The 23,428-nt window shown below is 55.2% G+C and carries 16 protein-coding genes and 1 tRNA gene; 10 read left to right on the top strand and 7 right to left on the bottom strand.

Annotated features, from left to right (window positions below; genetic code table 11):
* Positions 1-26 precede the first annotated feature (26 nt).
* Positions 27-2,207: a 1,3-beta-galactosyl-N-acetylhexosamine phosphorylase gene (gene gnpA / locus ABQ298_08650; protein ID MEQ9824437.1), complete on the bottom strand. Its 2,181-nt coding sequence runs from the start codon at positions 2,205-2,207 to the stop codon at positions 27-29.
* A gap of 379 nt (positions 2,208-2,586) precedes the next feature.
* Here gnpA and ABQ298_08645 point away from each other — a divergent pair, with 379 nt between their 5' ends.
* From ABQ298_08645 to ABQ298_08625, 5 genes are all read left to right on the top strand, one after another.
* The gene (locus tag ABQ298_08645; protein MEQ9824436.1) at positions 2,587-4,023 is read left to right on the top strand and encodes a glycosyl hydrolase family 28-related protein; all 1,437 of its coding nucleotides are present in this window, start codon (positions 2,587-2,589) and stop codon (positions 4,021-4,023) included.
* An 833-nt stretch (positions 4,024-4,856) separates the two neighbouring features.
* Positions 4,857-5,108 (top strand): type II toxin-antitoxin system prevent-host-death family antitoxin, encoded by a 252-nt coding sequence (locus tag ABQ298_08640; GenBank protein ID MEQ9824435.1) that lies wholly within the window; start codon positions 4,857-4,859, stop codon positions 5,106-5,108.
* Complete coding sequence (locus ABQ298_08635; protein MEQ9824434.1) at positions 5,098-5,388, top strand: type II toxin-antitoxin system RelE/ParE family toxin; 291 nt, start codon at positions 5,098-5,100, stop codon at positions 5,386-5,388. Before ABQ298_08640 ends, ABQ298_08635 begins: the two co-directional genes overlap by 11 nt.
* A gap of 1,102 nt (positions 5,389-6,490) precedes the next feature.
* Complete coding sequence (locus ABQ298_08630) at positions 6,491-7,837, top strand: Gfo/Idh/MocA family oxidoreductase (GenBank protein MEQ9824433.1); 1,347 nt, start codon at positions 6,491-6,493, stop codon at positions 7,835-7,837.
* A 388-nt stretch (positions 7,838-8,225) separates the two neighbouring features.
* Positions 8,226-8,441, top strand: coding sequence for a tyrosine-type recombinase/integrase (locus ABQ298_08625; GenBank protein ID MEQ9824432.1), 216 nt, complete (start codon positions 8,226-8,228; stop codon positions 8,439-8,441).
* 213 nt (positions 8,442-8,654) lie between these two features.
* Here the strand turns inward: ABQ298_08625 and ABQ298_08620 are convergent, their stop codons facing one another.
* From ABQ298_08620 to ABQ298_08610, 3 genes are read right to left on the bottom strand one after another with little or no spacing between them, the layout of a single operon-like run.
* On the bottom strand, positions 8,655-9,410 hold the full coding sequence (locus tag ABQ298_08620) for a succinate dehydrogenase/fumarate reductase iron-sulfur subunit (GenBank protein ID MEQ9824431.1): 756 nt from the start codon (positions 9,408-9,410) through the stop codon (positions 8,655-8,657).
* Between the two features lie 27 nt (positions 9,411-9,437).
* Positions 9,438-11,390 (bottom strand): fumarate reductase/succinate dehydrogenase flavoprotein subunit, encoded by a 1,953-nt coding sequence (locus ABQ298_08615; GenBank protein ID MEQ9824430.1) that lies wholly within the window; start codon positions 11,388-11,390, stop codon positions 9,438-9,440.
* A gap of 28 nt (positions 11,391-11,418) precedes the next feature.
* A complete protein-coding gene (locus ABQ298_08610; protein MEQ9824429.1) occupies positions 11,419-12,186 on the bottom strand; it encodes a succinate dehydrogenase cytochrome b subunit in 768 nt (255 codons plus the stop codon).
* A 299-nt stretch (positions 12,187-12,485) separates the two neighbouring features.
* Here ABQ298_08610 and ABQ298_08605 point away from each other — a divergent pair, with 299 nt between their 5' ends.
* Both ABQ298_08605 and ABQ298_08600 read left to right on the top strand, forming a co-directional pair.
* Complete coding sequence (locus ABQ298_08605; GenBank protein ID MEQ9824428.1) at positions 12,486-15,596, top strand: thiamine pyrophosphate-dependent enzyme; 3,111 nt, start codon at positions 12,486-12,488, stop codon at positions 15,594-15,596.
* A gap of 293 nt (positions 15,597-15,889) precedes the next feature.
* A complete protein-coding gene (locus ABQ298_08600) occupies positions 15,890-18,097 on the top strand; it encodes a tetratricopeptide repeat protein (protein MEQ9824427.1) in 2,208 nt (735 codons plus the stop codon).
* Here the strand turns inward: ABQ298_08600 and ABQ298_08595 are convergent.
* Together ABQ298_08595 and rpsR are read right to left on the bottom strand one after the other, a co-directional pair.
* Positions 18,051-19,085: an L-threonylcarbamoyladenylate synthase gene (locus ABQ298_08595; GenBank protein ID MEQ9824426.1), complete on the bottom strand. Its 1,035-nt coding sequence runs from the start codon at positions 19,083-19,085 to the stop codon at positions 18,051-18,053. The genes ABQ298_08600 and ABQ298_08595 overlap by 47 nt on opposite strands.
* Positions 19,086-19,157: 72 nt before the next feature.
* A complete protein-coding gene (rpsR, locus tag ABQ298_08590) occupies positions 19,158-19,352 on the bottom strand; it encodes a 30S ribosomal protein S18 (GenBank protein MEQ9824425.1) in 195 nt (64 codons plus the stop codon).
* An 83-nt stretch (positions 19,353-19,435) separates the two neighbouring features.
* Between rpsR and thiL the strand changes: the two genes are divergently transcribed.
* Together thiL and tsaE are read left to right on the top strand one after the other, a co-directional pair.
* Entirely contained in the window at positions 19,436-20,416 is a 981-nt protein-coding gene (gene thiL, locus ABQ298_08585) for a thiamine-phosphate kinase (protein MEQ9824424.1), read from the top strand.
* On the top strand, positions 20,403-20,846 hold the full coding sequence (tsaE, locus tag ABQ298_08580; GenBank protein MEQ9824423.1) for a tRNA (adenosine(37)-N6)-threonylcarbamoyltransferase complex ATPase subunit type 1 TsaE: 444 nt from the start codon (positions 20,403-20,405) through the stop codon (positions 20,844-20,846). The genes thiL and tsaE overlap by 14 nt, the downstream gene beginning before the upstream one ends.
* A gap of 91 nt (positions 20,847-20,937) precedes the next feature.
* Here the strand turns inward: tsaE and ABQ298_08575 are convergent, their stop codons facing one another.
* Positions 20,938-22,845: a hypothetical protein gene (locus tag ABQ298_08575; GenBank protein MEQ9824422.1), complete on the bottom strand. Its 1,908-nt coding sequence runs from the start codon at positions 22,843-22,845 to the stop codon at positions 20,938-20,940.
* Between the two features lie 138 nt (positions 22,846-22,983).
* On the opposite strand from ABQ298_08575, the gene ABQ298_08570 reads away from it, so the two are divergent.
* Positions 22,984-23,067, top strand: a tRNA-Leu gene (locus ABQ298_08570).
* Positions 23,068-23,428 lie beyond the last annotated feature (361 nt).

The following is a 23,428-nucleotide window of genomic DNA, read 5'->3' as shown; positions in this document are numbered from 1 at the left end:
AGATGGGTTGCATGCGGATCGCCGGGTCAATGATCGAGAATCTTGCAGGCGTAGGGTTCCAGCTGGAGCTTCAGTGTTTCCGAGTCCGTAAATACCTGCGTCTGTTGGGATGAGGCACTGTTGTTGACGACGACCAGTTTGCGCTGGCCGGGATACCATGCGCATTCGGTGTGCGCATTGTCGCAGGTCCAGGGCTGCGCTTGAGCGTCACGCCCCGTGAGCCAGTACAAGGTCTGCATGAGCAAACGCGTATCAATGGCATCATAGTGGAATCCTGCAAAATACGCGCTGCGGCCCTGACCCGTCTCGCGAGTGGCGATGAGGGGTGAGCGTCCATCGGCGGCGAGTACCCGGGTTTGGGTATCGGTGATGTAGAGCTGATCGATGGTCTTGCCCTGGCGTTGCTGCAGTTCGATGCCCTGTGTGATGGCGTGCTCGCCGTGGATCTCAAATGGCAGCCGTTCAAAGGCCTGGGTCAGACCCACCTCCCGGTCGACTCCAAGCAGGTGGCGCAGCTGGAAATACTGGGTGCTGAAGCGCTGGGCCGAGGGTTCTCCGATGCCGAGCAGTGCACCGCCCTGCCATACAAACTCGGAGATCGCCTCCACGATGCGGGCGTTGCGCCAGTGGTAGCCACCTGACCATGCGTCATCGACGATGCCAGCATTGAGGATCACATCGATCCCTTCGGGAATCCCGTTTGTGAGAATGTCATCGAAGGACAGGAAGGTGGTCTCAACCGGCAGTCCCGAAAGTGACTCCATTGCCTCATTGTAATAATTGCCGCGGTTGAAGTGTCCGCGGCACGCCCAGGCGCGCAGCTGGCCCCAGGCGGTGAGAATCGCGACGTTGATGCCGCTCTCCCAGGGTGCTTCGGTTTTGGCAAGGTTTCGCAGCTGGCGAAATTCTTTTCCGAGTTGTGTGATCGCCTCAATAAAGTCGGGATGGTTTTCTACCAGGTGCAGGTATCCGCCAAACCCGATGCGGTCCACGGGTTTGCGCAGCAGCGCGCGACGGATGTCGATCCAGTAGGTCTTGCATTCCAGCGTTGGATTGCCGCCTGGTAGAAAGGAGGGTGCCCCGTTGACTCCCGTGGGAAACAGGTATGGATGCATGCGGATCTCACGCACCTGAACATCCGGGGTTTCCGCGACCTTGCGTGCTTCAAAACCGTTGAATATACCGTCGATGATGCCATCAAAGCCAAAGTCCTTGAAGCGCTTGCCGAAGGGTTCCACACCGATCCAGTGATCATTGTAAAATACAAAGGCCTGTTTGCCATGGGCATGGATGCGTGCGATGCACTCGCTACCAAAGTCGACGACGAAGGCGTTGATGAAATCGATCCAGTCCTGATAAAACGGGGTCGGAACCTTGTAGGAGTTGTTATAGAGTCCCGCATTGATGAAGTCCTCCGAGCTGGGACGGTAGCCTTTGATGACCTCAAACTGGCGAATGGCTTCGGTGCTCACGGAAAACTCATAGGAACCCCAGTCGTTGACCAGGAAGCGCTGGTGTTTGCCATCACCCCAGAACCACCAGAAATTGTAGAACATCGAGGTCAGGCGCACCACTTTGGTGTGGGGGTGCGCATTGAGCCACTTCTCCAGGTAATCGAGGATCTGCTCCCGTGCTTCCGGATGGATCGGGTCGATGGGCATCAGGTGCTCCTTGTCGCCCCAATCGTTGGTGACGTGATTGTACATCGAGATTTCCTCCCAGATGCGGTAGCAGAAAAAATTCACGGTGTACTGGTGCCAGGGAGTGGCATGCGAGATGGAAACCGTGCCGGCTTCGCGGTCGAAACTCCATTGTCCCGTGGGCACTTCCGCTCCGCTGGTGCGGTCAAAGACCTGCCACCACTGCTTGGGATCGTCGTCGAAGTTGATCACAAACTGCTGATCAAAATAACCCTTCAGCAGCTCAATGGTGACGGTGGGTCCGTCCGCAAAAACGGGCTGACTCATCATGCAGCACTGCTGAAGTTTGCTCGGGTTGGCCTTGGCCCATTCGTTGTCGGCCCGCACGAGACAGAGCGTCGAGTAGATGTCGTAGGGTGACTCGATGATTTCATCCGAGAGCTGGGTGCCGTCGCTGTCGCGAATCACATCTGCGCCCCAGGTTTCGGCCAGGCGCAGGGTCAGTGCCTCGTATCCGGCTTCACCAGGCAATGTGAAACCTCCTTTGTCAATTGAAGTATTATCCATGAAAGTGTTGGTGAAATGGGATTCGAATTCCAGTCCGCAGGAACCGACGGATTCTGCTGGAAATGTGGATCCGAAATGCATGACTCAAGCGGGATTGTTGCGCGCCCACAAATTCCGCCACATTCGGACTGTCAGAGTAGGGGGTGCTGTTCCCACGATCCTCTACGCGTAAGCTCAGGAGCGTTCAAGTTTAATTGGGGGTTTCCCTGAATCCAGTGATGCGTATGTGCGAGACGGCTTGGGTTGCCAAACCCGTTGCAAATCGCAGACTGGATTCAGGGACTACTTTTTTCTGCACACAGCTTGAGAATGATGGGCATCGAATGCCCTGCCTTCACTCCACTTCAACCGAAGCTCGACGCTTCAACCAATGGGGAATATGGGAAATCCGATCTGGAATGTAAAAGATTTTGGCGCACTCGGTGATGGTGTTACCATTGACAGCGATGCCATCAACCGAGCCATCGCGGCAGCCGCTGCAGCAGGTGGGGGAACCGTCTGGATTCCGGCAGGAGTCTATGCCTGTTTTTCGATTCGGCTGTGCAGCCACATCACCCTGCATCTGGATGCCGGGGCGACGATACTGGCAGCGACACCGACTGCCGGGCGTGGGTACGATGTTGCCTCGGAAAATCCCGCCTGCAGCGAGCATGGCTATCAGGATGCTGGTCACAGCTACTGGGAGGACAGTCTCATTTGGGGCATCGGACTCGAGAATGTCACATTGCAAGGAGCGGGACTGATCGATGGAAAGGGGCTTCAAAAGTGGGATACCGGCGTGCCGGGGCATGGCAATAAGGCCATCGCGCTCAAGCTGTGCCGCAATGTGGTGATCCGCGACCTGCGCATTTATCGGGGCGGGCACTTTTGCATTCTGCCGACGGGCGTAGAGAATTTTCTCGTGGATAATGTGCAGATCGACTCGAATCGCGACGGCATCAACATCGACTGCTGCCGCAATGTGCGCATCTCGAATTGTGTCGTCAATACCCCCAACGACGATGCGATCGTGCTCAAGGCATCCATGGGGCTGGGCTATCTCAAGGACACCGAGAACGTGACGATCACAAATTGCCAGGTCATGGGATACGATCTGGGCACATTTTTGGATGGAACCTACGGCACGCAACAGGTGACGGCTCCTGATTTTGGAGGCGTCACCGGTCGCATCAAGCTGGGAACCGAGTCGTCTGGTGGATTCAAGAACATCACGATTTCAAACTGCACCTTTGAACGCTCCCGTGGCCTGGCATTGGAAACCGTGGACGGGGGTGACCTTGAGGACATCACGGTGAGCAACCTCACGATGCGGGAGGTGGTGAATGCTCCCCTTTTTCTGCGGCGTGGTGCGCGCATGCGCGGACCGGAAGGGCGCCCGGTGGGTCAGTTCCGCAGGGTTTCGATTGAGAATGTGGTGGTGCACCATGCCGACCGCAAATACGCCTGCATGCTCATGGGCATCCCGGGCTATCCAGTGGAGCAGGTGAGCATCCGCAATGTGCGCCTGAACATGGAGGGAGGAGCCGGACCGGAAGCAGTTGCAGTGCAGGTGCCCGAGTTGGAAACTGGTTACCCTGACCCCCAGTTTTTTGGGCAGATTCCTGCCCACGGATTCTACATTCGCCATGTTTCCGATTTGAACCTGAGCGGCATCACTGTGCGATGCATCGATCCCGACTCCCGCCCCTGTCTGGTTCTCGACTCCGTTCACGGCGCGCGCATGCGCGACATGGACCTGTCTCCCCGCAGCGGCAGCAGCAGCGCCAAAACGGTCAACTGCACCGACCTGGACGCGCCAGAACTGGATCTGGGGTGAGGGTTGCGACACGTGGTCACTCAGAGACCTGACACATGCACCTGCGGTGCCCAGACGCCGCTCGAAGCCGCCACGCCACTCCCCCAAGCCATCAAATTTCGACCCCTGGACACTCGAAAACCTCAACGACTCCACCTTTCCCAGCAACAGGTTCAAGGAACACTCACAAAAACCTGTTGCGCGCAGCGCATCCTGTTGGGCTGGCCCCGCCAGTCCATCCAGCGAAGCGATGTTTCAGTCCCAGCAGTGCGTCAGCCTGTCCCCTCCAACCGCATCATATCCAACACCGTTCGTCCTACGGACTCTCTTGATCCGGCTTCGCCGGAGCAGGATACACGTCGTTTCCTCCGTGTAGCAGGTTCAAAAAGAATCTCTTTTCTTCCGTAGCGGAATTTGGAAAAATTCCGATCCCTGGACACTCGAATACCTCAACGGTTTCACCTTTCCCAGCAACAGGTTCAAGGAACACTCACAAACACCTGTTGCGCGCAACGCATCCTGTTGGGCTGGCCCCGCCAGTCCATCCAGCGAAGCGATGTTCCAACTCCCAGCAGTGCGTCAGCCTTCTTCAACAACCTGCATCTACTTGAAATTTAACAAATGCACCTGCGGTGCCCAGATGACTTTGGTCCAGCCAAAGTCCCATCTTTCAGGGAAACAGCATTTTCACCTGAGCCAGTCAAAGCATAAACTCTTCCCCATTAACTATTTCAACTTCGCCATCGCAGCTCCGCTGCACCACGCATTCTCTCTCCCTCTGTGGCATTCATAACTGTTGTGGGAAAAGTAGAAAAAAATTGAAACTTAAATAAGAAGCCATATTTTGGTCTTAAATGAATACAATATTAAGCTCATTTACTGCCAGCATCTCGGAGTTGAAGAAGAATCCTAGCAATTTGCTCGTGGAATCAGACGGCGAACCTGTGGCCATTTTGAACCATAATCGACCTGCCGCTTACCTTATTCCAGCCGCAACTTATGAAGAAATGCTGGACATCATCGAGGATGCCGAACTTGTAAAGCTCATCGAAGAAAGAAAAATTGAAAAAAGTGAAGCAATTGAAATTTCCTTAGATGATCTATAAGCTCAAATTCCTCCCCTCTGCCCTGAAAGAATGGAAGAAACTGGGTTCCACCGTAAGAGAACAATTTAAGAAAAAGTTGTCGGAAAGACTCAAGAGACCTGAAGTCCCATCGGATCGTTTACGGGGTTTCGAAAATCACTACAAAATAAAACTTCGGAATTCAGGATACCGACTCGTCTACGAAGTAGAGAAAAATGAGATTTCTGTATACGTGATCGCAGTAGGAAAACGAGATCGATCAGAAATTTACAAATCCGCCTCCAAAAGAAAAAGACCCTAATCCCAACAAATACCTTTCCAAGCTACAGATCAAACGTTCGAATTCGACGCTGGCGGCTCCCGATGAACGGAAGCCCTACGGGGCCTATGGGCCACATAACGCTGTTACACAGCGACAAAAAGGATTTGTGTCCCCGACTCGTCGGGGTTTTTGCAGCTCGCTGCACCCCTCATCATCTGTGGCAATCCAAGAAATTTGTTTCGCACCCGACAAGTAGGGTTTGAATGCCGCTTCGCTCTGAAGTGGTTCAAATTCATTCTTTTTAAACCACAGATCTATGAGATGGGCACAGATTCCATTGAGTCGAGATCCATCGCCCATAACCCAACACTGTTCTCGTCGAATCTTCTCTCATGGCGATTTCCCTATCTTGCGTAGGACTCCCGCTCGCCGGGAGCCGCCGTTCCAACCCGCCATGCCCCTCCCAAGCCATCAAATCCCCCGTAGCGGAATTTGGAAAAATTTCGACCCTTGGACATTCGAAAACCTCATCGCTTCCACCTTTCCCAGCAACAGCTTCAAGAACCACCCCCAAAAAACCTGTTGCGCACAGCGCATCCTGTTGGGCTGGCCCCGCCAGTCCATCCAGTGAAGCACAGCTGAACGATGTTCCAACGTCAGCAGTGCGTCAGCCTATTCCATCCAAGCGCATCTAATCCAACACCGTTCGTCCTACGGACTCTCTTGATCCGGCTTCGCCGGAGCAGGATACACGTCGTCCCTCCGTGTAGCAGGTTCAAAAAGAATCTCTTTTGCTCCGTAGCGGAATTTGGAAAAATTCCGACCCCTGGACACTCGAAAACCTCAACGGTTCGACCTTTCCCAGCAACAGGTTCAAGAACCACCCCCAAAAAACCTGTTGCGCGCAGCGCATCCTGCTGGACTGGCCTTGACAGTCCAGCCAGTGAAGCGCAGCTGAACGATGTTTCAGCCTTCTCCAGAAACCTGCATCTACTTGCGATTCAACAAATGCACCGCAGGTGCACCTGTTAAATCTCATTTTCCTCAACCAATTGGAGGATAATCGCCGAGGCAGTTTGTGTTCCCAATGGGTTAATTTATAATGCCTCTTTTGGGTATTCTCATTTCTCTACTTTTCCCCATGAATCGTCGAACTTTCATCTCCTCTCTAGCGGCAGCGGGTGCGCTGGCAGCAGTGCCCTCACGAATCTTTGCTTCGGACCACGGACGTCCCCGAGTGGGGCTCATAGGGTGCGGATGGTATGGCAATGTGAATCTGGACTCGTTGGCAAAAGTTGCAGATATCGATATTGTGTCCCTCTGCGATCCCAATGAGCACATGCTTGAAACAACGCTGTTGAGCGTGAAAGCCAAACAACGCAAAGCACCTGCCACTTTTGCGGACTACCGCAAGATGCTTTCGAGTGTGGAGCACGACATCGTCATCGTGGGGACTCCTGACCACTGGCACGCACTTCCGGCGATTGCAGCGATACAGGCGGGAGCGGATGTGTTGTTGGAAAAACCGATCAGTGTCGATGTAATGGAAGGCGAAGCCGTTCTCGCTGCCGCCCGCAAATACGACCGGGTGGTCCAGATAAACCTGCAACGCAGGAATCAACCGATCTTCGATGAGGTGCGTGAGCTATTTATCGAATCGGAAAAACTGGGAGTGATCGCTTTGGTTGAGTGCTTCTACTATGGTGGAGGAAACGGTGACAAAATGGTTTCGACACTTCCCCCGGCTCATCTCGACTACGACCTCTGGGCTGGACCTGCGCCCAAGGTTCCGTATGTGCCTTGGATCGAGTCGCGGGGTTGGCGTCAGTTCCAGGAATACGGCAATGGCACCATTGGCGACATGGGCGTGCACATCTTTGATTTGATCCGCTACGTCATGCGACTGGGCTGGCCCGAAAGGGTAAGCTCCACGGGAGGGCGTTATGTTTACAAAAATGCGACTTCGAATATTTCCGACACCCATCACACGGTGTTTCATTATCCCGACCTTGATGTTAGCTGGGAACACCGCCACTGGGGCAAATCCCCCATTCCCCAACGCCATTGGACCGATCAATGGGGCGCGCGCATTCTCGGAGAAAAGGGTACCCTCAATCTAACGACACTCGGCTACACTTTTGAGCCACGGGATGGGGGTTCGATAACCGGACGTCACCTCTTGTCAAAAACCAACGACCTCGAAAATTTTGACGAAAGCCTGTTTGGTGGAGTCGTCGGTAGCAGTCAGGACCGCCACTGCCTCAATTTCATGAAAGCCAGGGAAGATCGCTCGCGCCCGTTCTCCGACATTGAAGATGGCCACATCTCAAGCGCCGCTTGCATCCTGGGAAATGTTGCTCTCGAACTCGGACGGCCCATTGCCTACGACCCCAACACCAAAACCGTGCCTGGGGACAAAGAAGCCACCCAACTTCTCTCACGCACTTACCAGGACGAATGGGTGCACCCCCATCCGACACGGATCTAACCCCTGCTATGTCGAACGCAATGAGTCAATCCTCCTCGCTACCCGATTGGGAGTTCATGATGATTTTGTAAGGTTCTCCGAATCAGTAGCTTGAATCTAATGTTCAGAAAATTATTCAAATATCTGAGTTACATTCCATCGGGTTCTTTCCAGTAGGTGAATGACGCTTCGCTGAAGTGGTTTAAAAAGAAAGTTTTTTAACCACAGATGTCTCAGATTTCTCAGATGATGAGGGGTGCAGTGCTGCAGCGGAGCTGCAAAAACCCCGACGAGTCGGGGACGCAAAGCCCTTTTGTCGCTGTGCAACAGCGTTATGTGGCCCATAGGCCTTGTAGGTTGCATTCGCCAGCCGATGTTTCAAAACTCAGTTGTTTAAACCATTAAGGGTATGAGTTCTCACGCCCTGCGGCATTCGGTCGCAACGCATCTGTTGGAGAACGGAACGGACATTCGAACGGTTCAGGATCTGCTGGGGCACAAGAGCGTGGAAACCACGCAACTCTATACGCATGTCATGCGCAAGCCGGGCATGGGGTGGTCAGTCCACAGGATCGGTGGTAGTCCGTCCGATGTCGGTGCATGCCTCTGCGCGGCCGTAGTGTAGCAGAAATGGCGAACGAATGAGGTCGAATTGCGGAGCGATGAATTCGGAAATCGTGGTTTGAAGATTGGATGGACGGGTCCTACGGCTTGCTCAGGGTGGTGAAACCACAGGCGAACGCCCTGCGGAATTGCAACTGGGCGAAGTGGGCATGAACAAACCCGCAGGTCGTGAGACCGGCGGGTTGTTGTAGTGAAGTTTTGGGATTTGCCGTGCTCAGGCGCGCTTGAACAGGCGCCGCGCTGAGGCGGCGGCGTAATCGCGGTTGAGCTGGGCGATCATGTCGAGACTGATGCCCTTCGGGCAGACGGCCTCGCACTCACCGTAGTTGGTGCAGTTGCCAAAGCCCGCAGCGTCCATGGCCTCGACCATGGAGATCGTGCGGCGATCCTTCTCGGCCTTGCCTTGGGGCAGGCTGTTGAGTTGGGCCACCTTGGCAGCGGTGAAGAGCATCGCAGACGCATTTTTACAGGCGGCCACACAGGCACCACAACCGATACAGGCGGCGGCATCCATTGCCCAGTCCGCGACCTCCTTGGAGACCGGGATGGCGTTGGCGTCGGGAACGCCACCCGTGTTGACACTGATGTAACCACCCGCCTGCTGCACCTTGTCGAGTGCGCCCCGGTCGACGATGAGGTCCTTGAGTACCGGCATTGGGCGTGAGCGCCAGGGTTCGACGGTAATGGTTTCCCCGTCCTTGAAGGTGCGCATGTGCAACTGACAGGCTGTGGTCAGGCGCTGCCCGTGGGGACGACCATTGATGACCAGCGAACACATGCCACAGATGCCCTCGCGGCAGTCGTGGTCGAACGCGATCGGTTCCTTGCCCTCCTCGACGAGCTGCTCGTTCATGATGTCGAGCATTTCGAGGAAGGAAATGTCAGGAGAGACATCCTTGACCTCGTGAGTTTCCAGATGGCCTTTGCTCTCCGTGTTTTTCTGTCTCCAGACTTTTACAGTAAGGTTCATGTGCTGAAAAGTGGGTTGGCGTTGTGCTTATTTGTAGGAGCGAACCTGCAGTTTGCAGTATTCGAACTCCAGTTCCTCTTTGTGTTTGACCGGGGCTTCTTTCTCACCCTTGAACTCCCACACGGAGACGTGACAGAAGTTGTCGTCGTCGCGAAGAGCCTCGCCATCGGGGGTTTGACTCTCTTCACGGAAGTGACCTCCGCAGGATTCCTTGCGGTCGAGCGCATCGCGGCAGAGCAGCTCACCGAATTCGAGGAAATCGGCGACGCGTCCCGCGCGTTCGAGTTCCTGGTTGAGCTCCATATCGCTGCCCATCACGCGCACATCGTTCCAGAACTCCTCACGCAGTTGTGGAATCAGTTCGAGTGCCTTGTGCAGTCCTGCTTCATTGCGGGCCATTCCGGCATACTCCCACATGACCTTGCCCAGTTCCTGATGGAAGGAGCGCGGGCTGCGCTTGCCCTTGATCGAGAGCAGCTTTTGCACGCGATCATTGACAGTTGCCTCTGCATCGGCAAAGGCCTGGGTATCGGCCTTGGCGCGACCCGCATTGGCGAGTCCCAGATCTCCCGCAAGGTAGTCCCCGATGGTGTAGGGGATGACGAAGTAGCCGTCTGCCAGGCCCTGCATAAGGGCCGAGGCACCCAGACGGTTGGCGCCGTGGTCGGAGAAGTTGCACTCACCAAGTGCGAACAGACCGGGTACGGAGGTCATCAGGTTGTAGTCGACCCAGAGACCGCCCATGGTGTAGTGCAGGGCGGGATAGATCTGCATTGGCGTCTTGTAGGCGTTGGTGCCGGTAATGCACTCATACATGTCAAACAAGTTGCCGTATCGCTCGCGGATCTTGTCTTCGCCAAGGCGCTTGATCGAGTCGGCAAAGTCGAGGTAAACCCCATTACCGCCCTCGTTGTGAGCAATGCCACGACCCTCGTCGCAGGCCTCCTTCGCGGAGCGTGAGGAGATGTCGCGCGGTGCGAGGTTTCCAAAGCTGGGATACTTGCGCTCGAGGTAGTAGTCGCGATCTTCTTCGGCAACCTCGGACGGGTGCATTTTGCCATGGCGCAGCTTGTCTGCGACCTCTTTGCTCTTGGGCACCCAAACACGCCCATCGTTGCGCAGGGACTCGCTCATGAGCGTGAGCTTGCTCTGCTGGTCGCCGTGAACGGGGATGCAGGTCGGGTGGATCTGCGTGTAGCAGGGATTGGCGAAGCCAGCACCCTTGCGGTAGGCCCGGTAGGCGGCGGTCACATTACAGCCCGTCGCATTGGTGGACAGGAAGTAAACATTGGAGTAGCCCCCGGTTGCGAGGATCACGGCATCGGCTGCCCAGCGGTCGATGGCGCCAGTCACCATGTTGCGCGTGATGATGCCCACGGCACGTCCATCCTCAATGACCACATCCAGCATCTCGTGACGGTTGTACATCTTGACCGAGCCAAGTGCAATCTGGCGATTGAGCGCGCTGTAGGCACCCAGCAGCAGTTGCTGACCGGTTTGCCCTCGTGCATAAAACGTGCGGCTGACCTGAGCGCCACCAAACGAGCGATTGTCAAGCAAACCACCGTAGTCGCGTGCGAAGGGAACTCCCTGGGCGACGCACTGGTCGATGATGTTGCCCGATACCTCGGCGAGACGGTGGACATTGGCCTCGCGAGCGCGGAAGTCACCGCCCTTGACCGTGTCATAGAAGAGCCGGTAAACGCTGTCGCCGTCATTCTGGTAGTTCTTGGCTGCATTGATGCCGCCCTGTGCGGCGATACTGTGCGCGCGCCGCGGACTGTCCTGGTAGCAGAAACATTTCACATTGTAGCCGAGTTCTCCCAGCGAGGCAGCGGCACTGCCTCCGGCGAGTCCTGAACCCACAACAATGATGCTGTACTTCCGCTTGTTGGCCGGATTGACCAGTTTGACGGAAAACTTGTGATTGTTCCACTTGTCCTGAATTGGACCTGAAGGAATTTTCGAGTTTAAATTCATGTGCTTACAATTGCTTCGGGTTGCCTTTTTAGAGGGTGAGGAGTCCGAGGAGGACTGCAGCCGGGATGGCGGCGAATCCCGCAAACACCACGATGCCATAGACATTGGCGATCGGATCGAGGTATTTGCGGCTGCCGGAGTTGCGCAGTCCGACGGACTGGAACATGCTGCTCACCCCATGGGCGAGGTGGCGGCTGAGCAGGGCGGTGGCGACGATGTAGATCGCGGAGATCCACCAGTAACTGAAGCCTGCAATCATCATGGCGTGTGCGTTGTGAACTTCCTTGTCGTTGCCGTAGGCGTCCTTGACGGTTTTGCCATCGGGCGTAGTCAGCACAACGTGAACGTCATGCTCTGCTCCCGAAGCGTCGACAATCACCGCGTTGTATTCATGACCGGGAACGTTGCGGATGGTGAAGTGGGCCAGGTGAAACAGGATAAAGAGGAATACCACAACCCCTGTTACGCGCATGGTGCGGGATGCCAGTGTCGCCGCTGCGGTGGACTTGTGACGATAGTCCTCAGGCCGAGCCTTGCGGTTTTCGATGGTCAACACCACAGAAACCCAGACATGGATGATCAGTGTGATCAGCAGCACGAAGCGAATCACCCAGAGCAGACCGTAGGGAAGGTGCTGCAACTTGTAGGCGTAGGCGTTGATGTAGTAGGGGTCCAAGAAGACCTGAAGGTTTCCCAGCATGTGTCCCAGGACAAAAAGGCTGAGAATCACTCCGGTAATCGCCATTAAGTACTTCTTCCCCAACGATGAAGTGAAGATTGCAATAATCGGATTCATGAATCGCGTCGGTTTGCGTGTGTGTTTCTGGATGATTAAAAATCCCATCCCACCGCGCAGCCGGATGCTGCGCCGTTTTCAGGGAATTCGATAAACAGTAGTGTGAAATTAGAATTAGTAAATCTGAACTTTCAAGAAACTAAAATTAATTTATCAAATAGTCCAACGGCTCGCTGTGGTGCGTCAACCCGAATCGAATGGGTGGGTGATTATGAGCTTGTGAAACTCTGGAGCCGATGTGTAGATAAACTGTCTTTTCGATACTCCTGACCGCTTGGGGAACCAATCAAAAAGTAACCATGACCACGAAAATTATGGGAAAACCCCCGTTTGATGAAACATTACAGCGATCCATTCTGAACACCATGCTTGAGAGTCGCTTGGGTGATCAGCGCGAACAGAACATGATCCGTCAGGGCAAGGGTTGGTTCCATATCTCCAGTGCGGGGCATGAGGCGATGGCGGCGGTTGGTGTGCAGCTCGAGGCAGATGACTACATCGCGCCCTATTACCGTGACCGTGCCATGGTGCTTGCCAAAGGCATGACCACGCATGAGATCGCCCTCAATTTCCTGGCCAAAAAATCCTCGTCCAGCGGGGGACGCCAGTTGCCAAGTCACTACAGTGACCGATCCAAAAACATCTGGAGTCACGCATCTCCGGTGGGGTGTCACTTGCTGCCTGCCTGTGGCATCGCATGGGGACTGCAAATGGACGGCAAGGCGAATGTGGTGATTGCCTCGCTCGGTGAGGCGGCTTCGCGTCAGGGAGACTTTTTTGAAGCGGTCTGTGTGGCCAAGGAGAAAAAACTTCCGGTGGTATTCATCGTGGAGGACAACAAGTTTGGCATCAGCACTCCCAATTCCAAGACCAACCCGCGTGTGCTGGAAGCGATCAATACCACAGAATGGGTCAGCGTCGACGGTGCGGATGTGGAGGCCGTTTATCACAAAGCTGGCGAAGCCATACGCCATGCGCGCAGCGGGAAAGGACCCGCGTTCCTTTGGCTCGAGATGGAGCGTCTCGACAGTCATTCCATCGCGGATGACCATCGCAACTACCGTGCGTCCGACGAACTCGAGGCCATGCTCGAGCGTGATCCGATTCGATTGCTGAAGCAGCGCATGATGGATGCAGGACTGCTCACTGAAGCCGAGTATGAGGAGTTGGAGCGCGATACCAAGACGGTGGTTCGCAGTGATTACCTGCGGGCGGATCAGGCCGACGATCCGAGTCCGGCGGATACGGAACTCGAAGTCTTTGAGGCTGCTGAGCACACCGAAACTCCACCCGTGAAACTTGAAGGCAAGTGCCGCATGGTTGAGGCGGTCAACCTCACCTTGCGTGCGGCGATTGAGAGGGATCCCAATACGGTGATCTACGGTCAGGATGTGGAAGATCCGAAGGGTGGGGTGTTTAAACTCACGGTCGGACTTTCGTCTGCATTTCCCGGGAATGTGTTCAACGCACCTGTTGCGGAGTCGACGATTGTGGGGCTGGCAGTTGGGCTTGCGGGCTATGGCAAGCGACCCGTCTTTGAGATCCAGTTTGTCGATTTCATCAGTCCGGCCTGGAATCAATTGGTCAGCAATCTTGCGACGCTTCGGTGGCGCACCAATGGCGACTGGCAATGCCCTGTGGTGATTTATGCCCCCTGTGGGGCCTACCTTCCGGGCGGTGCGATCTGGCACAGCCAGACCAATGAATCGCTTTTTGCCTCAATTCCGGGCATCAAGGTGGTGGTTCCCTCCACCCCCGAGGATTGCGTGAACCTGTTCTGGACTTCGATCCAGTCCAACGATCCGGTGCTGGTGCTCATTCCCAAGCACCTGATGTGGAAGGAGCAGGAGGTGAAGACGGCATCTGCCGCGCTCCCGCTGGGCACGAGCCGGGTATTGCAGGAAGGCAGCGAGGTCAGCGTCGTGACCTGGGGAAACTGTTTGGAACTGGTTGCGGAAGCCGAGCGTGAATTTGACGAGGGCGTTGTGGAGATCCTCGATCTGCGCTCGATTGTGCCGTGGGATGTGCAGGCGGTGAAGCGCTCGGTGCGCAAAACAGGGCGACTGCTGGTGATCCAGGAAGATACTCCGCAGTGCAGTGTGGGGCAGATGATCATCGCTGAACTGGTGCAGGATAGTGAACTCTGGGCGGGCATGGTGGCCAGTCCGGTTCTCATTTCGCGGCAGAATGTGCAGATCGGACTCAATCCGGTCTACGAGTACACTGCACTGCCTGACCGGGAACAGGTCGTGGATGCGATTCGAAAGCTCGTCCAGACCCGCCAGCAGCGCGAAGCGACGGCAGGGGAGTCGGATTTGGATCAACAGGAAACCGTGTCTGACGCGACATTGCCTGCGGAAGTGGAGACCACGACCTCACATCGGGTTCGTGTGCCCATTCTCGGGGAGGGCATCCAGAGTGCGCGCGTCATCGCATTGGTGAAACGCGAGGGGGAATCGGTTGGATATGATGACGCCCTGTGTGAACTTGAGACTGACAAGGCGGTTTTTCCCGTGGAGTCTTCGGTCGAGGGTACGTTTGTGCGTTGGTTGATTGAAGCAGATACGGAAGTGGCTGTGGGGCAAGAGATTGCCGAAATCGAATTGCGCGAGGCGGTCACGCCTGCACCTGCTGCAAAACCTGCGGCCTCGCAGTCCGCGAGGGAATCGGATTCGGTGAGCGGGGCAGTGGGTGCTTCGAAAAAACTGCTGTCGTCGTTGATCGGTCGCGTTTTTCACTCCGAAGGAGAACGCGAGCGCAAGTCTGGACTGTCCTCTGAGATTGTTCAGGCGATGCAGGGCATTGTGCCCGCTACCATCACCATGAAAGCGGACTGGTCGTCCATCCGGACCTCGCGAGCGAGGGCAAAGCAGCTGTATGGCAACAAGGCTCCCTCTCCATCAGCCATTATTGCCTGGAATGCGTTGCAGGCCATGAAAGCGCATGAAATGTTCACATACACGGTGGCGATGGACAAGCTCAACCGCGACAATGACGATTTTGACCTTGGAGTGGCAGTGTCCCTTCCTGATGACGTGCTGCAGACTGCGGTGGTGCGAAACGCGAATCAGCTGACCTGGGAGGAATTTGGCATCGAGTTTGTTGCTGCAATTGCACGGGCACGGCGCGGGGAGATGCAGCCCAAGACACGGGCACCGCTGTTGATCTCAACCATGGGACCGTTTGATGTGCGCTCGGCAGTGCCAGTGGTCGTGCCGCCATCCATGGCAACGCTCTTTATCGGAAGTGCGCATCTGGAACCAGCAATCGGGAAGGACGGAGAACACCTCTCGCGTGAGGTGGTCAATCTGACCCTGACCTTCGATCACCGCTGGATCAATGGAGTGGGTTCGGCAGCATTTTTGACCGACGTGCGCAAGAACATCGAATCCTTTGAATTGCCGGAGTGATCGCGCTCAATGGATCGCGGGTTCGGGTCATTGGGGATGCAGGCACTTCAGGGGCTGGCCTCTGCGGCTTGGAGGCAATATGCGTTATTGGCTGCCTGGGATGGGCAGGAGTAGGGCGTATTGGCGGTTGGGTAAAATTGTTGTTCATGCATTGAAAATTGGGTCGATCATCAGAAACGTGCATATCGTGGGTATCAAGTCATCGAAAGTCGCTTCACCAGAGAGTGTTCTTTCTCTTTCATGCGCTTGCGACGCTTCGCTTAATACCAATGTTTCATTGCTCATCCTGATTCATGCCAGTTCTCAGTTTTGATTCTCTCCACAAGTTCCTGTTGCTGTTGATTCGGCTGGTGCTGCTGCATTGCTTTGCGATAGGCGGTTTGGGAGTATCTGCCTCGACGGTGGATGTGCCGGATCTGGATCCGGATGCAGTGGTCAAACGACTCGAGCAGTTGCAGGGTGTGGAGCGCATCCCTGTTCTCATTGATTTGGGGAAATTCTACAATGTCAGGTCGGATCAGCAGAAGGGACTGCCTCATCTGCTTGAAGCACTGGAGTTGCTCGAAAATGTGGAAGATACGGTGGCGCAGTGTCAGGTCTACTATCTGTTGGCATCCGCCTATCTTCGGTTGGAAGACAAATTCATTGCTTTGGAATATGCGGAGAAAGCACGACTGTTGTCGTCGAATCTGGAGGACTTGGTACTGAGGTCCGAGTGTTTAAGGGTTCGTGCGAACGTTAGCCTAACCCTGCGTCAGTATCAGCAGGCACTCGATTATCTGAATGCTTCTCTGGAGTTGGCCCGTCAGGCTGAGCAAAGTCAGATGGAGGCACGCGTGCTCAACAGCATTGCGATCTGTTTTTGGCGAATGAAGGACTGGGATCGTTCCATACGGTTTCTGGAAGAGGCGATTGAACAGAATATAGAAGATGAGCGCTTCTATTACCTCTATCTGAACAATCTGGGAGTGGCATACATGGAGGCAGGACGTTATGATGAAGCGCGTGCCAATCTGGACAAGACACTCGAGTATCAGCGTTCGATCGAGTCGGAATATGCGATTACGCTCACGCTCAGCAATTTGGCCGATCTTGAACAGCGCATGGGCAATGCAACGCTTTCGCTCGAATACCTGGATGAAGTATTTGATCGTGCAAACCAGAATGAGTACCGATACGTTCTCGCACGCTCCTACCGCTTCAAGGCACTGTCGCTGGTGCAGCTCGGGCAGAGTGACGAAGCAAAATATGCGTTGATGCAATCATTGGAAAATGCTCAGGAACTCAATGATCCAGCAGAGTTGATGGATACCTATTCGGCATTGATTGATGTCTGCATTCAGGGAGACGACTATGAAGCGGCATTTCGATTCAAAACCCAGAAAGAGGAAATCGAGAAGGCTCTGCTGACCGAAGAGCTGCGCTCCCAGAGCATCCTGTTCAGCATTCAGTATGACAATGAAAGCCAGCGGCGGGAAATTGCGCTGCTCAACAATCAGAAGGAATTGGCGACGCTGAGGGCAGAGCAGGAGGCACTGCGTGCGCTCAACAGTGAGCGGGATTTGTTGATAGCCGAGAACGAAACCCGCATGCAGCAGATTCAGCGCAACGGCTTGATGGCGGGCCTGCTTGTTTTGTTCATCGTTGCGGGGGTTTTTTACATGCGCTATCATGAAGTCCGCCGGTTTTCAAAGGCGGTCGAAGCCCAGAAGGAGGAAATCCATCGCAGCCACGAATCCTTACAGGCGGCCAATGACCGTCTGTTGCAGCTCAATAAGGAGAAAGACTCCATTGTCGGCGTGGTGGCGCATGATCTCAAGTCACCGCTCATGGGACAACTGGGAATGGCGGAGTTGATCCATGAATCATCGGATACCCTCTCCAAAGAGGAAATTCGGGAGATGAGCCGAACCATTATCAGCAGTGCAGAGCAGATGAATGCCATCATCACCAACTTGCTCGAAATCTCGCGAATTGAAGAGGGTGTCGTGGCGGTGCATCCCGTTGAGACGGATGTTGCGTCGCTGATGGAGCGCATCACCGGGGATTTTCAGTTTGTGCTCAGGGAAAAGTCCCAACACCTCAGTCTCGATCAGGGTAGCGCACCAGTGAACCTTGTGACTGACCCGATGTTGCTTCGGCAGATCGTGGACAACCTGATTTCCAACGCGATCAAATATTCTCCCATCGGTTCACAGGTGAGCGTGTCTCTCGAAGCTACACCCAACGACCGCCTGCGCATCAGTGTGAAGGACGAGGGTCCTGGATTGTCGAACGAAGATCAGGCGAAGCTATTCACCAAATACGCGAGACTGTCCTCCCGGCCCACCGGAGGGGAGTCATCGACCGGATTGGGACTCAGCATCGTGAAACGCATAGCCGAAATGCTCGAGGGTGAGGTAGGAGTCGAGACTGAGTTGGGATTTGGGTGTTGTTTTTGGGTGGAACTTCCACTCAACGCTCATCGTTCGGAGAGCATCGACGGGCCGACGCCCGCGTGAGTCGGTCCCGCAGGGCGTTCCATGCACTGCCTTCAGGAATCGGATCAATCCGAATTTCCGAGAAATCTCCGTGATCGATCTGCTGAAGCAGGGCATAGAGGTTGTGCTCTGCCTCCTTTGCCTCTTCCTGATGCGTGAGGAAAAAGTGGTGTTCTGTCGGAGACTCAGAGCAGTGGGCTGCCGCTTGATCGGAAAAGTGGACGCGGGCCACGGGTGCTTTTCCTGCCTCGATGGCAGATGAGGACGCCCCTGCTGTCAGCAGTCGCAGTGGGGTGCGGGGACTGTAGTGCAGGGCCATCTGACCGGGGCTGGTGCGGGCGGCAGCGGAATCCTCCGAATCGGATGTTGCAGGCTCATTCCGCGAAGCAATCGAGGTACCGGCGACTTGCTCAAGGGATTCCAGTGAAAGGGGACCGGGGCGCAGCAGTTGAATGTGCTGGGGGTCTGTGAGATCGAGGATGGTGGATTCAACACCGCGCTCGCACGGACCTCCGTCCAGAACCCATTGCAAGCGACCCTTCAGGTGTTCGACAACGTGTTCAACCCGGGTTGGGCTAAGGTAGTTGGATGGATTGGCGCTGGGAGCTGCCAATGGGCGGTCCAGGCATTGCAGGATTTTCTGCAGTGCCGGATGCCGGGGACATCGAATGCCAACGGTGGAAAGCCCTGCGGTGACATTGTCGGGAATGCAGTTTCGCTTGGGCAGTACGAGTGTGAGCGGACCGGGCCAGAAGGCGTCCATCAGGCGTTGCGCAGTTGCATTGACCCGTACATAGCGATCGGCACTGGAAGCAGTGCCGATGTGAATGATCAGGGGATTGTGCAGTGGCCGACCCTTGATGTGGAATATGCGATCCACCGCTTCAGCATGGAGTGCATCTGCGGCAAGTCCATAAACCGTCTCCGTCGGAACACCTACGACCTCGCCCTTGCGTAGCAGTTGACAGACCTCCTGGATGTCTTTGGGATTGCTGGCGAAGACATGCATGAGGCGAGTTCGGGTGCGCTCTTCAGGTCTGGAAATCCAGCAACTGGCAGGCAGCCCGAATACCGTCTGTTCTTACAGGGTGGTCAATGCGTTGCGCCCGCGTTTGATCACCTTGGCGATGTGGCGCTGCTGCTTCGCGCTTAGTCCGGTGTACTTGCGTGGCAGAATCTTGCCAGTGCCGGTGGTGAAGCGCTTCAGTTGGTCCGCATCCATGAAAGTGAGTTCTTCCGGGTGCTTGCTCTGTGAATCTTTGGTTTCCTCTGACATAAAAATCGATAAAGCTAGGTATTTGCCGATTCCATATCAAGTCCAAATTTGCATTTATGAATGGAATTGTATTTGCAAATCTCATGATCTCTGAACCTTTCAGTCCCTTTACCGATGCATGCGAAGCCTCTGTGCGTTCGCTTTCGGAGACGCGGTTGATCGAATCGATCCAGCAATGGCTGGGTCCGGTCTGCCCTGTGAGTCCCGGTGGGATCGGGGACGACTGCGCGGTAACGGATCTTACGGGTGAGCATCGCTATCTGCTGACGACCGTGGACGGGGTCGCATGGGGGGAGCATTTTGACCATACGGTGTCGCCGGAACTGGCGGGACGCAAATTGATCGCCCGCAACCTGAGCGATATTGCATCAATGGGAGGCATTCCGCGTCGCGCGGTGGTTTCCCTGTGGATGTGTGCAGAGGTGAGTCTGGCTTGGCTGGAGGCATTTTATCGGGGAATTGCCGCATTGGCACAAGTCCATGGGGTGTCCATTGTGGGCGGGGACATTTCCCGGGCACCTGCCGGGGTGTTCATTGCCGATTTGTGTTTGCAGGGCATGTGTGAACGTCCCGTTCAGCGAAAGGGTGTCGGCATTGGCGATACGCTGTGGGTGACGGGAGAATTGGGCGGAAGCATTCTTGGGCATCATGCGCGTTTTGAACCCCGCATTGCGGAGGGGCGCTGGCTGAGTGAAACGGGTTGGGCGAAGGCGATGATGGACGTCAGTGATGGCCTGGCAAAGGATCTCGCCTCTCTGGTTGGCAACTTCCGTGTGGAAGTGGAGACGCTTCCCATCAGTGAAGCTGCGATTCAACTGGCCGATCAACGCGGAGGTTCTGCCCGGGAGCATGCGCTCTGTGATGGGGAGGACTATGAGCTGGTCTTTGCACTGGACCGCGATAGCGAATGTGAGGCATTTTCGGCTGCGTGGGCGGAGCGCTTTACCACACCGCTTACCTGCATGGGTTCAGTGGTGGAGCGGGCCGGGAACTTCATGCTTTGCGTCAAGGATGAGACGGGAGCATGGCAACCCTTTGGAAAGCAGGGCTATGAACATTTTTGATCAACTTCAAAAGGGAGTGAATTGCGCGACGGAAGCCGATACCCTTGAACTGGGACGATTGATCGTACGCGAACTACCTGCAAATCAGGTTTTGGCCCTCAAGGGGGATCTTGGCGCGGGAAAGACGACCTTGACGAAGGGCATTGCGAGGGGACTGGGCATTGACCCGGCAACGGTCACGAGTCCGACCTTCAACCTCTACAGCATTCACAGGGGCAAGCGACAACTGGTGCACCTGGATGGCTATCGCCTATCCTCCCGGGATGCTGCTGAGGCCCTGCTCATTGACGAGTTTCTCGAGGACCCGTGGCTGGTGGTTGTGGAATGGCCAGAGCGCGGCTTGGCGGACTGGATGTTGCCATTCACGCGAACCCTGCAGTTAACCCGCAATACCGAGACACACGGACTCCACATTCGCTGTGAGCCGTAGGCAGGGCATTGCGGATCTGAAACGGTCAGGCCAATCTTGTTGACTCCGGTCAAACAACTATCGGCACGCTTTTGAGCGCACCGTTACTGCTTCAGCTGGAAGATTTGGGATCGGATGCTTTTTCTGACGCAGGAGTTTCTTCAGTGGATTCCGTTGAAGGTTCGGATTGCCCAACAGCATTGTCATCGGATTCAACCTCTGCGGTCGATTCCGGTGCAGCAACCTGCGTTTCATCTGAGGAAACATCAGTTCGCTCAACAGCTGAAACTCCTTCCGCTTCCTGCGTAGCATCATCCGCTTCAGCAACCGCATCCTCCGGTTTTTCAGTGGATGGGGCTGCGGGTTCAGCAGAATCGGTGTCGTCAGATGCATTTGCTGTCGGTGCATCGCTCTCCGGTTTGGCGGGTGCGTGCTCGGCAGGCTGCGCCTCTGCGCTGGCATCTGACAATGCGGATTCGGGTTCCTCAGACGTTGATTTTTCAGAATCTGAAGAATCGGCATCTACCGCTGCAGCGTTCGATTCCCCTTCGGCTGAGGCAGAGCCTTGTGCAGCTGTAGCCTTGGCGTCACCCGATTTTCCCTTTCGCTTGGATTTGGGTGCCTCGGGTTTGTGGTTGGGATCCTCGGCGGCAAGCATATCAAGCGGTTTGTCCGCATACAGCGTGCTGTCGCCGTATTCGGTGACATAACCCGCTCCGACGAGCCAGCGAAGATCCTGAAGCACGGCCTTTTGGGTTTCCTCGGTGATCGATTCAACGCCTGCAGGCTGATACTGTTGCAGCAAATCCTCCACGGAAATCTTCGGATGCGCTGTGACAAAATCGATCAAGGCCTGAATGCTCTCACTGAATACTGTATCCTTGTAGCGAGGCTTGCGCTTGATCGCGCAGACAAACGTGACGCCCTTGGAACCCTTCTTGAAAAAATTCAGGTTGCAGCGACGCAGGCGGCCGCGCAGGTGGTTGGACGTGACCAGAGGGAAGCGGCGCTGATACTCGAGTTCGCGCTCGATGGAGCGGCGAAGATCGCCGCGGGGCAGTGTTTCGATTTTTTCTCCCGGCAGACGCACCTTGTCCTTAGCGGAAAATACCTCGTTTTTGCGCTCGGTAGTCAAGTAGTAGCGCACATCTTCGAGAGCATTGAGCACCACCTTGGGGCTTTCATCTCCCTCCTTCTGCTTGAGCGTGTAGCGGAAGGTTTTTTTCATCTTGTCGAGCCACTCCTGTACAACCTCAGGTTCCTTGACGGACTCAATGCGTTCGAGAAAACGCTCCCACGGCAGGTTGTGGATGTTTTTGGCGAAGTGCTCCTTCAGGATGTCCTGATAGCGATGAAAATTGGGGGGAGCGAGCAATTCCCCGGTCAGTTTGCAGCGATTGACCATCTGGAAATTGCCACTGGGGGGATCCACTTCGATCTCTTCAATGCTGAACCAGCGATCCAGGTGGTTGGACATCACATGATTGATGGCCTCTTCCCGCGTGTGGAAGGGAATCTGGTCGGGTACCGAAACAAAGAGTTTGTTTTCAGCTGCATCCGCTTTGGGGCTGAGGATGGCGACAAAGCGATTCTCCTTGCCGAGCACGATGCGGGCGATCTCAAAGAGTTCGTAGGTCTTGTGCGTCGTGCGCATGGCCTTGAGCAAGACCTCAAATGGTTTGTCCTGGCTGACAAAAATGACATCGACTGTCGGTTCAAAAGGAGGACGGGAGGAGCGTGCATCGTCATCGCCCCGTCGGAAATTGCCCTCGCGGCGGCGACCGGAATCTCCGTCCTGGCGCCGGTTCATATCGCCGCGTCGGTCGCGTCCGCGACCTTCCGAACGGCGACCCCCCCGGGAAGCGCGTCGATCACTACCGTCGTGGTCTCGATATGACTCCTCAGCACGTTTTTTGCCGCGTTCGCTCGCCCAATCGGGGCCGAATGACAAATCCTTCAGTTGGGAGAGGTCGAGGGAATGAAAAGCTGAGCTTTTTTCTGAATCCGATTTTTTAGCCATGACAGTAGCCAGCGCGGGGGCTGGCGCGTTGTTAAATTGTTCCCTTGGTGTTAACCATTACCGTTTTAACTGCAATAACAATATTTTGGGGTTGTAATTAAAAGAACGATGCCTTTAATCGGCTGCTTTATCACTTCAGCTCAGGTGGTGGAATGGTAGACACGTACGCTTGAGGGGCGTATGCTTAACGGCGTGAGGGTTCGAGTCCCTCTCTGAGCACCAACCTTCGCCAAGGCTACGGCTGGCAGGCCATGAAGTTTTAAATGCGAGAGGGACGAAGAACCCGACCCAGAGGGTTCGTTCCGAGAGCCGCGATAGTGTCGTGGATCGAGAAAAGGAGCGATAGCGACGCCAATCCCTCTCTGAGCACCAACCTTCGCCAAGGCTACGGCTGGCAGGCCAGAGTTTTAGGGGTCTCCACCAAGGGTCGGGGATTTTGTAGGGAAGAGTCCCCAAAATTGTTAAAACTTTGAGGTGGTTTCCCGCCCCCAAGCGACCAAGCTTGGAGGCAGCAAAACTAACAAGAGAAGGAAACCACCATGGAAAAAAGTGACCTATTGGAACGTCTGCATCAAGCGGATTC

It is taken from the genome of Puniceicoccaceae bacterium, assembly GCA_040224245.1.
Classification (GTDB): Bacteria; Verrucomicrobiota; Verrucomicrobiia; order Opitutales; family JAFGAQ01; genus JAKSBQ01.
Note: the sequence above shows the minus strand (reverse complement) of the source record. Positions and strands in the feature narration are given on the sequence as shown.

What these genes read in the sequence shown, in the direction of transcription:
- ABQ298_08625 (MEQ9824432.1), top strand. Translation starts at nt 8,226, where the DNA reads ATGAGTTCTCACGCCCTGCGGCATTCGGTCGCAACGCATCTGTTGGAG.
- ABQ298_08595 (MEQ9824426.1), bottom strand. Translation starts at nt 19,085, where the DNA reads ATGCATGTCTTCGCCAGCAATCCCAAAGACATCCAGGAGGTCTGTCAA.
- gnpA (MEQ9824437.1), bottom strand. Translation starts at nt 2,207, where the DNA reads ATGGATAATACTTCAATTGACAAAGGAGGTTTCACATTGCCTGGTGAA.
- ABQ298_08575 (MEQ9824422.1), bottom strand. Translation starts at nt 22,845, where the DNA reads ATGGCTAAAAAATCGGATTCAGAAAAAAGCTCAGCTTTTCATTCCCTC.
- tsaE (MEQ9824423.1), top strand. Translation starts at nt 20,403, where the DNA reads ATGAACATTTTTGATCAACTTCAAAAGGGAGTGAATTGCGCGACGGAA.
- ABQ298_08635 (MEQ9824434.1), top strand. Translation starts at nt 5,098, where the DNA reads ATGATCTATAAGCTCAAATTCCTCCCCTCTGCCCTGAAAGAATGGAAG.
- ABQ298_08615 (MEQ9824430.1), bottom strand. Translation starts at nt 11,390, where the DNA reads ATGAATTTAAACTCGAAAATTCCTTCAGGTCCAATTCAGGACAAGTGG.
- ABQ298_08620 (MEQ9824431.1), bottom strand. Translation starts at nt 9,410, where the DNA reads ATGAACCTTACTGTAAAAGTCTGGAGACAGAAAAACACGGAGAGCAAA.
- ABQ298_08605 (MEQ9824428.1), top strand. Translation starts at nt 12,486, where the DNA reads ATGACCACGAAAATTATGGGAAAACCCCCGTTTGATGAAACATTACAG.
- thiL (MEQ9824424.1), top strand. Translation starts at nt 19,436, where the DNA reads ATGATCTCTGAACCTTTCAGTCCCTTTACCGATGCATGCGAAGCCTCT.
- ABQ298_08640 (MEQ9824435.1), top strand. Translation starts at nt 4,857, where the DNA reads ATGAATACAATATTAAGCTCATTTACTGCCAGCATCTCGGAGTTGAAG.
- ABQ298_08645 (MEQ9824436.1), top strand. Translation starts at nt 2,587, where the DNA reads ATGGGAAATCCGATCTGGAATGTAAAAGATTTTGGCGCACTCGGTGAT.
- ABQ298_08610 (MEQ9824429.1), bottom strand. Translation starts at nt 12,186, where the DNA reads ATGAATCCGATTATTGCAATCTTCACTTCATCGTTGGGGAAGAAGTAC.
- ABQ298_08630 (MEQ9824433.1), top strand. Translation starts at nt 6,491, where the DNA reads ATGAATCGTCGAACTTTCATCTCCTCTCTAGCGGCAGCGGGTGCGCTG.
- rpsR (MEQ9824425.1), bottom strand. Translation starts at nt 19,352, where the DNA reads ATGTCAGAGGAAACCAAAGATTCACAGAGCAAGCACCCGGAAGAACTC.
- ABQ298_08600 (MEQ9824427.1), top strand. Translation starts at nt 15,890, where the DNA reads ATGCCAGTTCTCAGTTTTGATTCTCTCCACAAGTTCCTGTTGCTGTTG.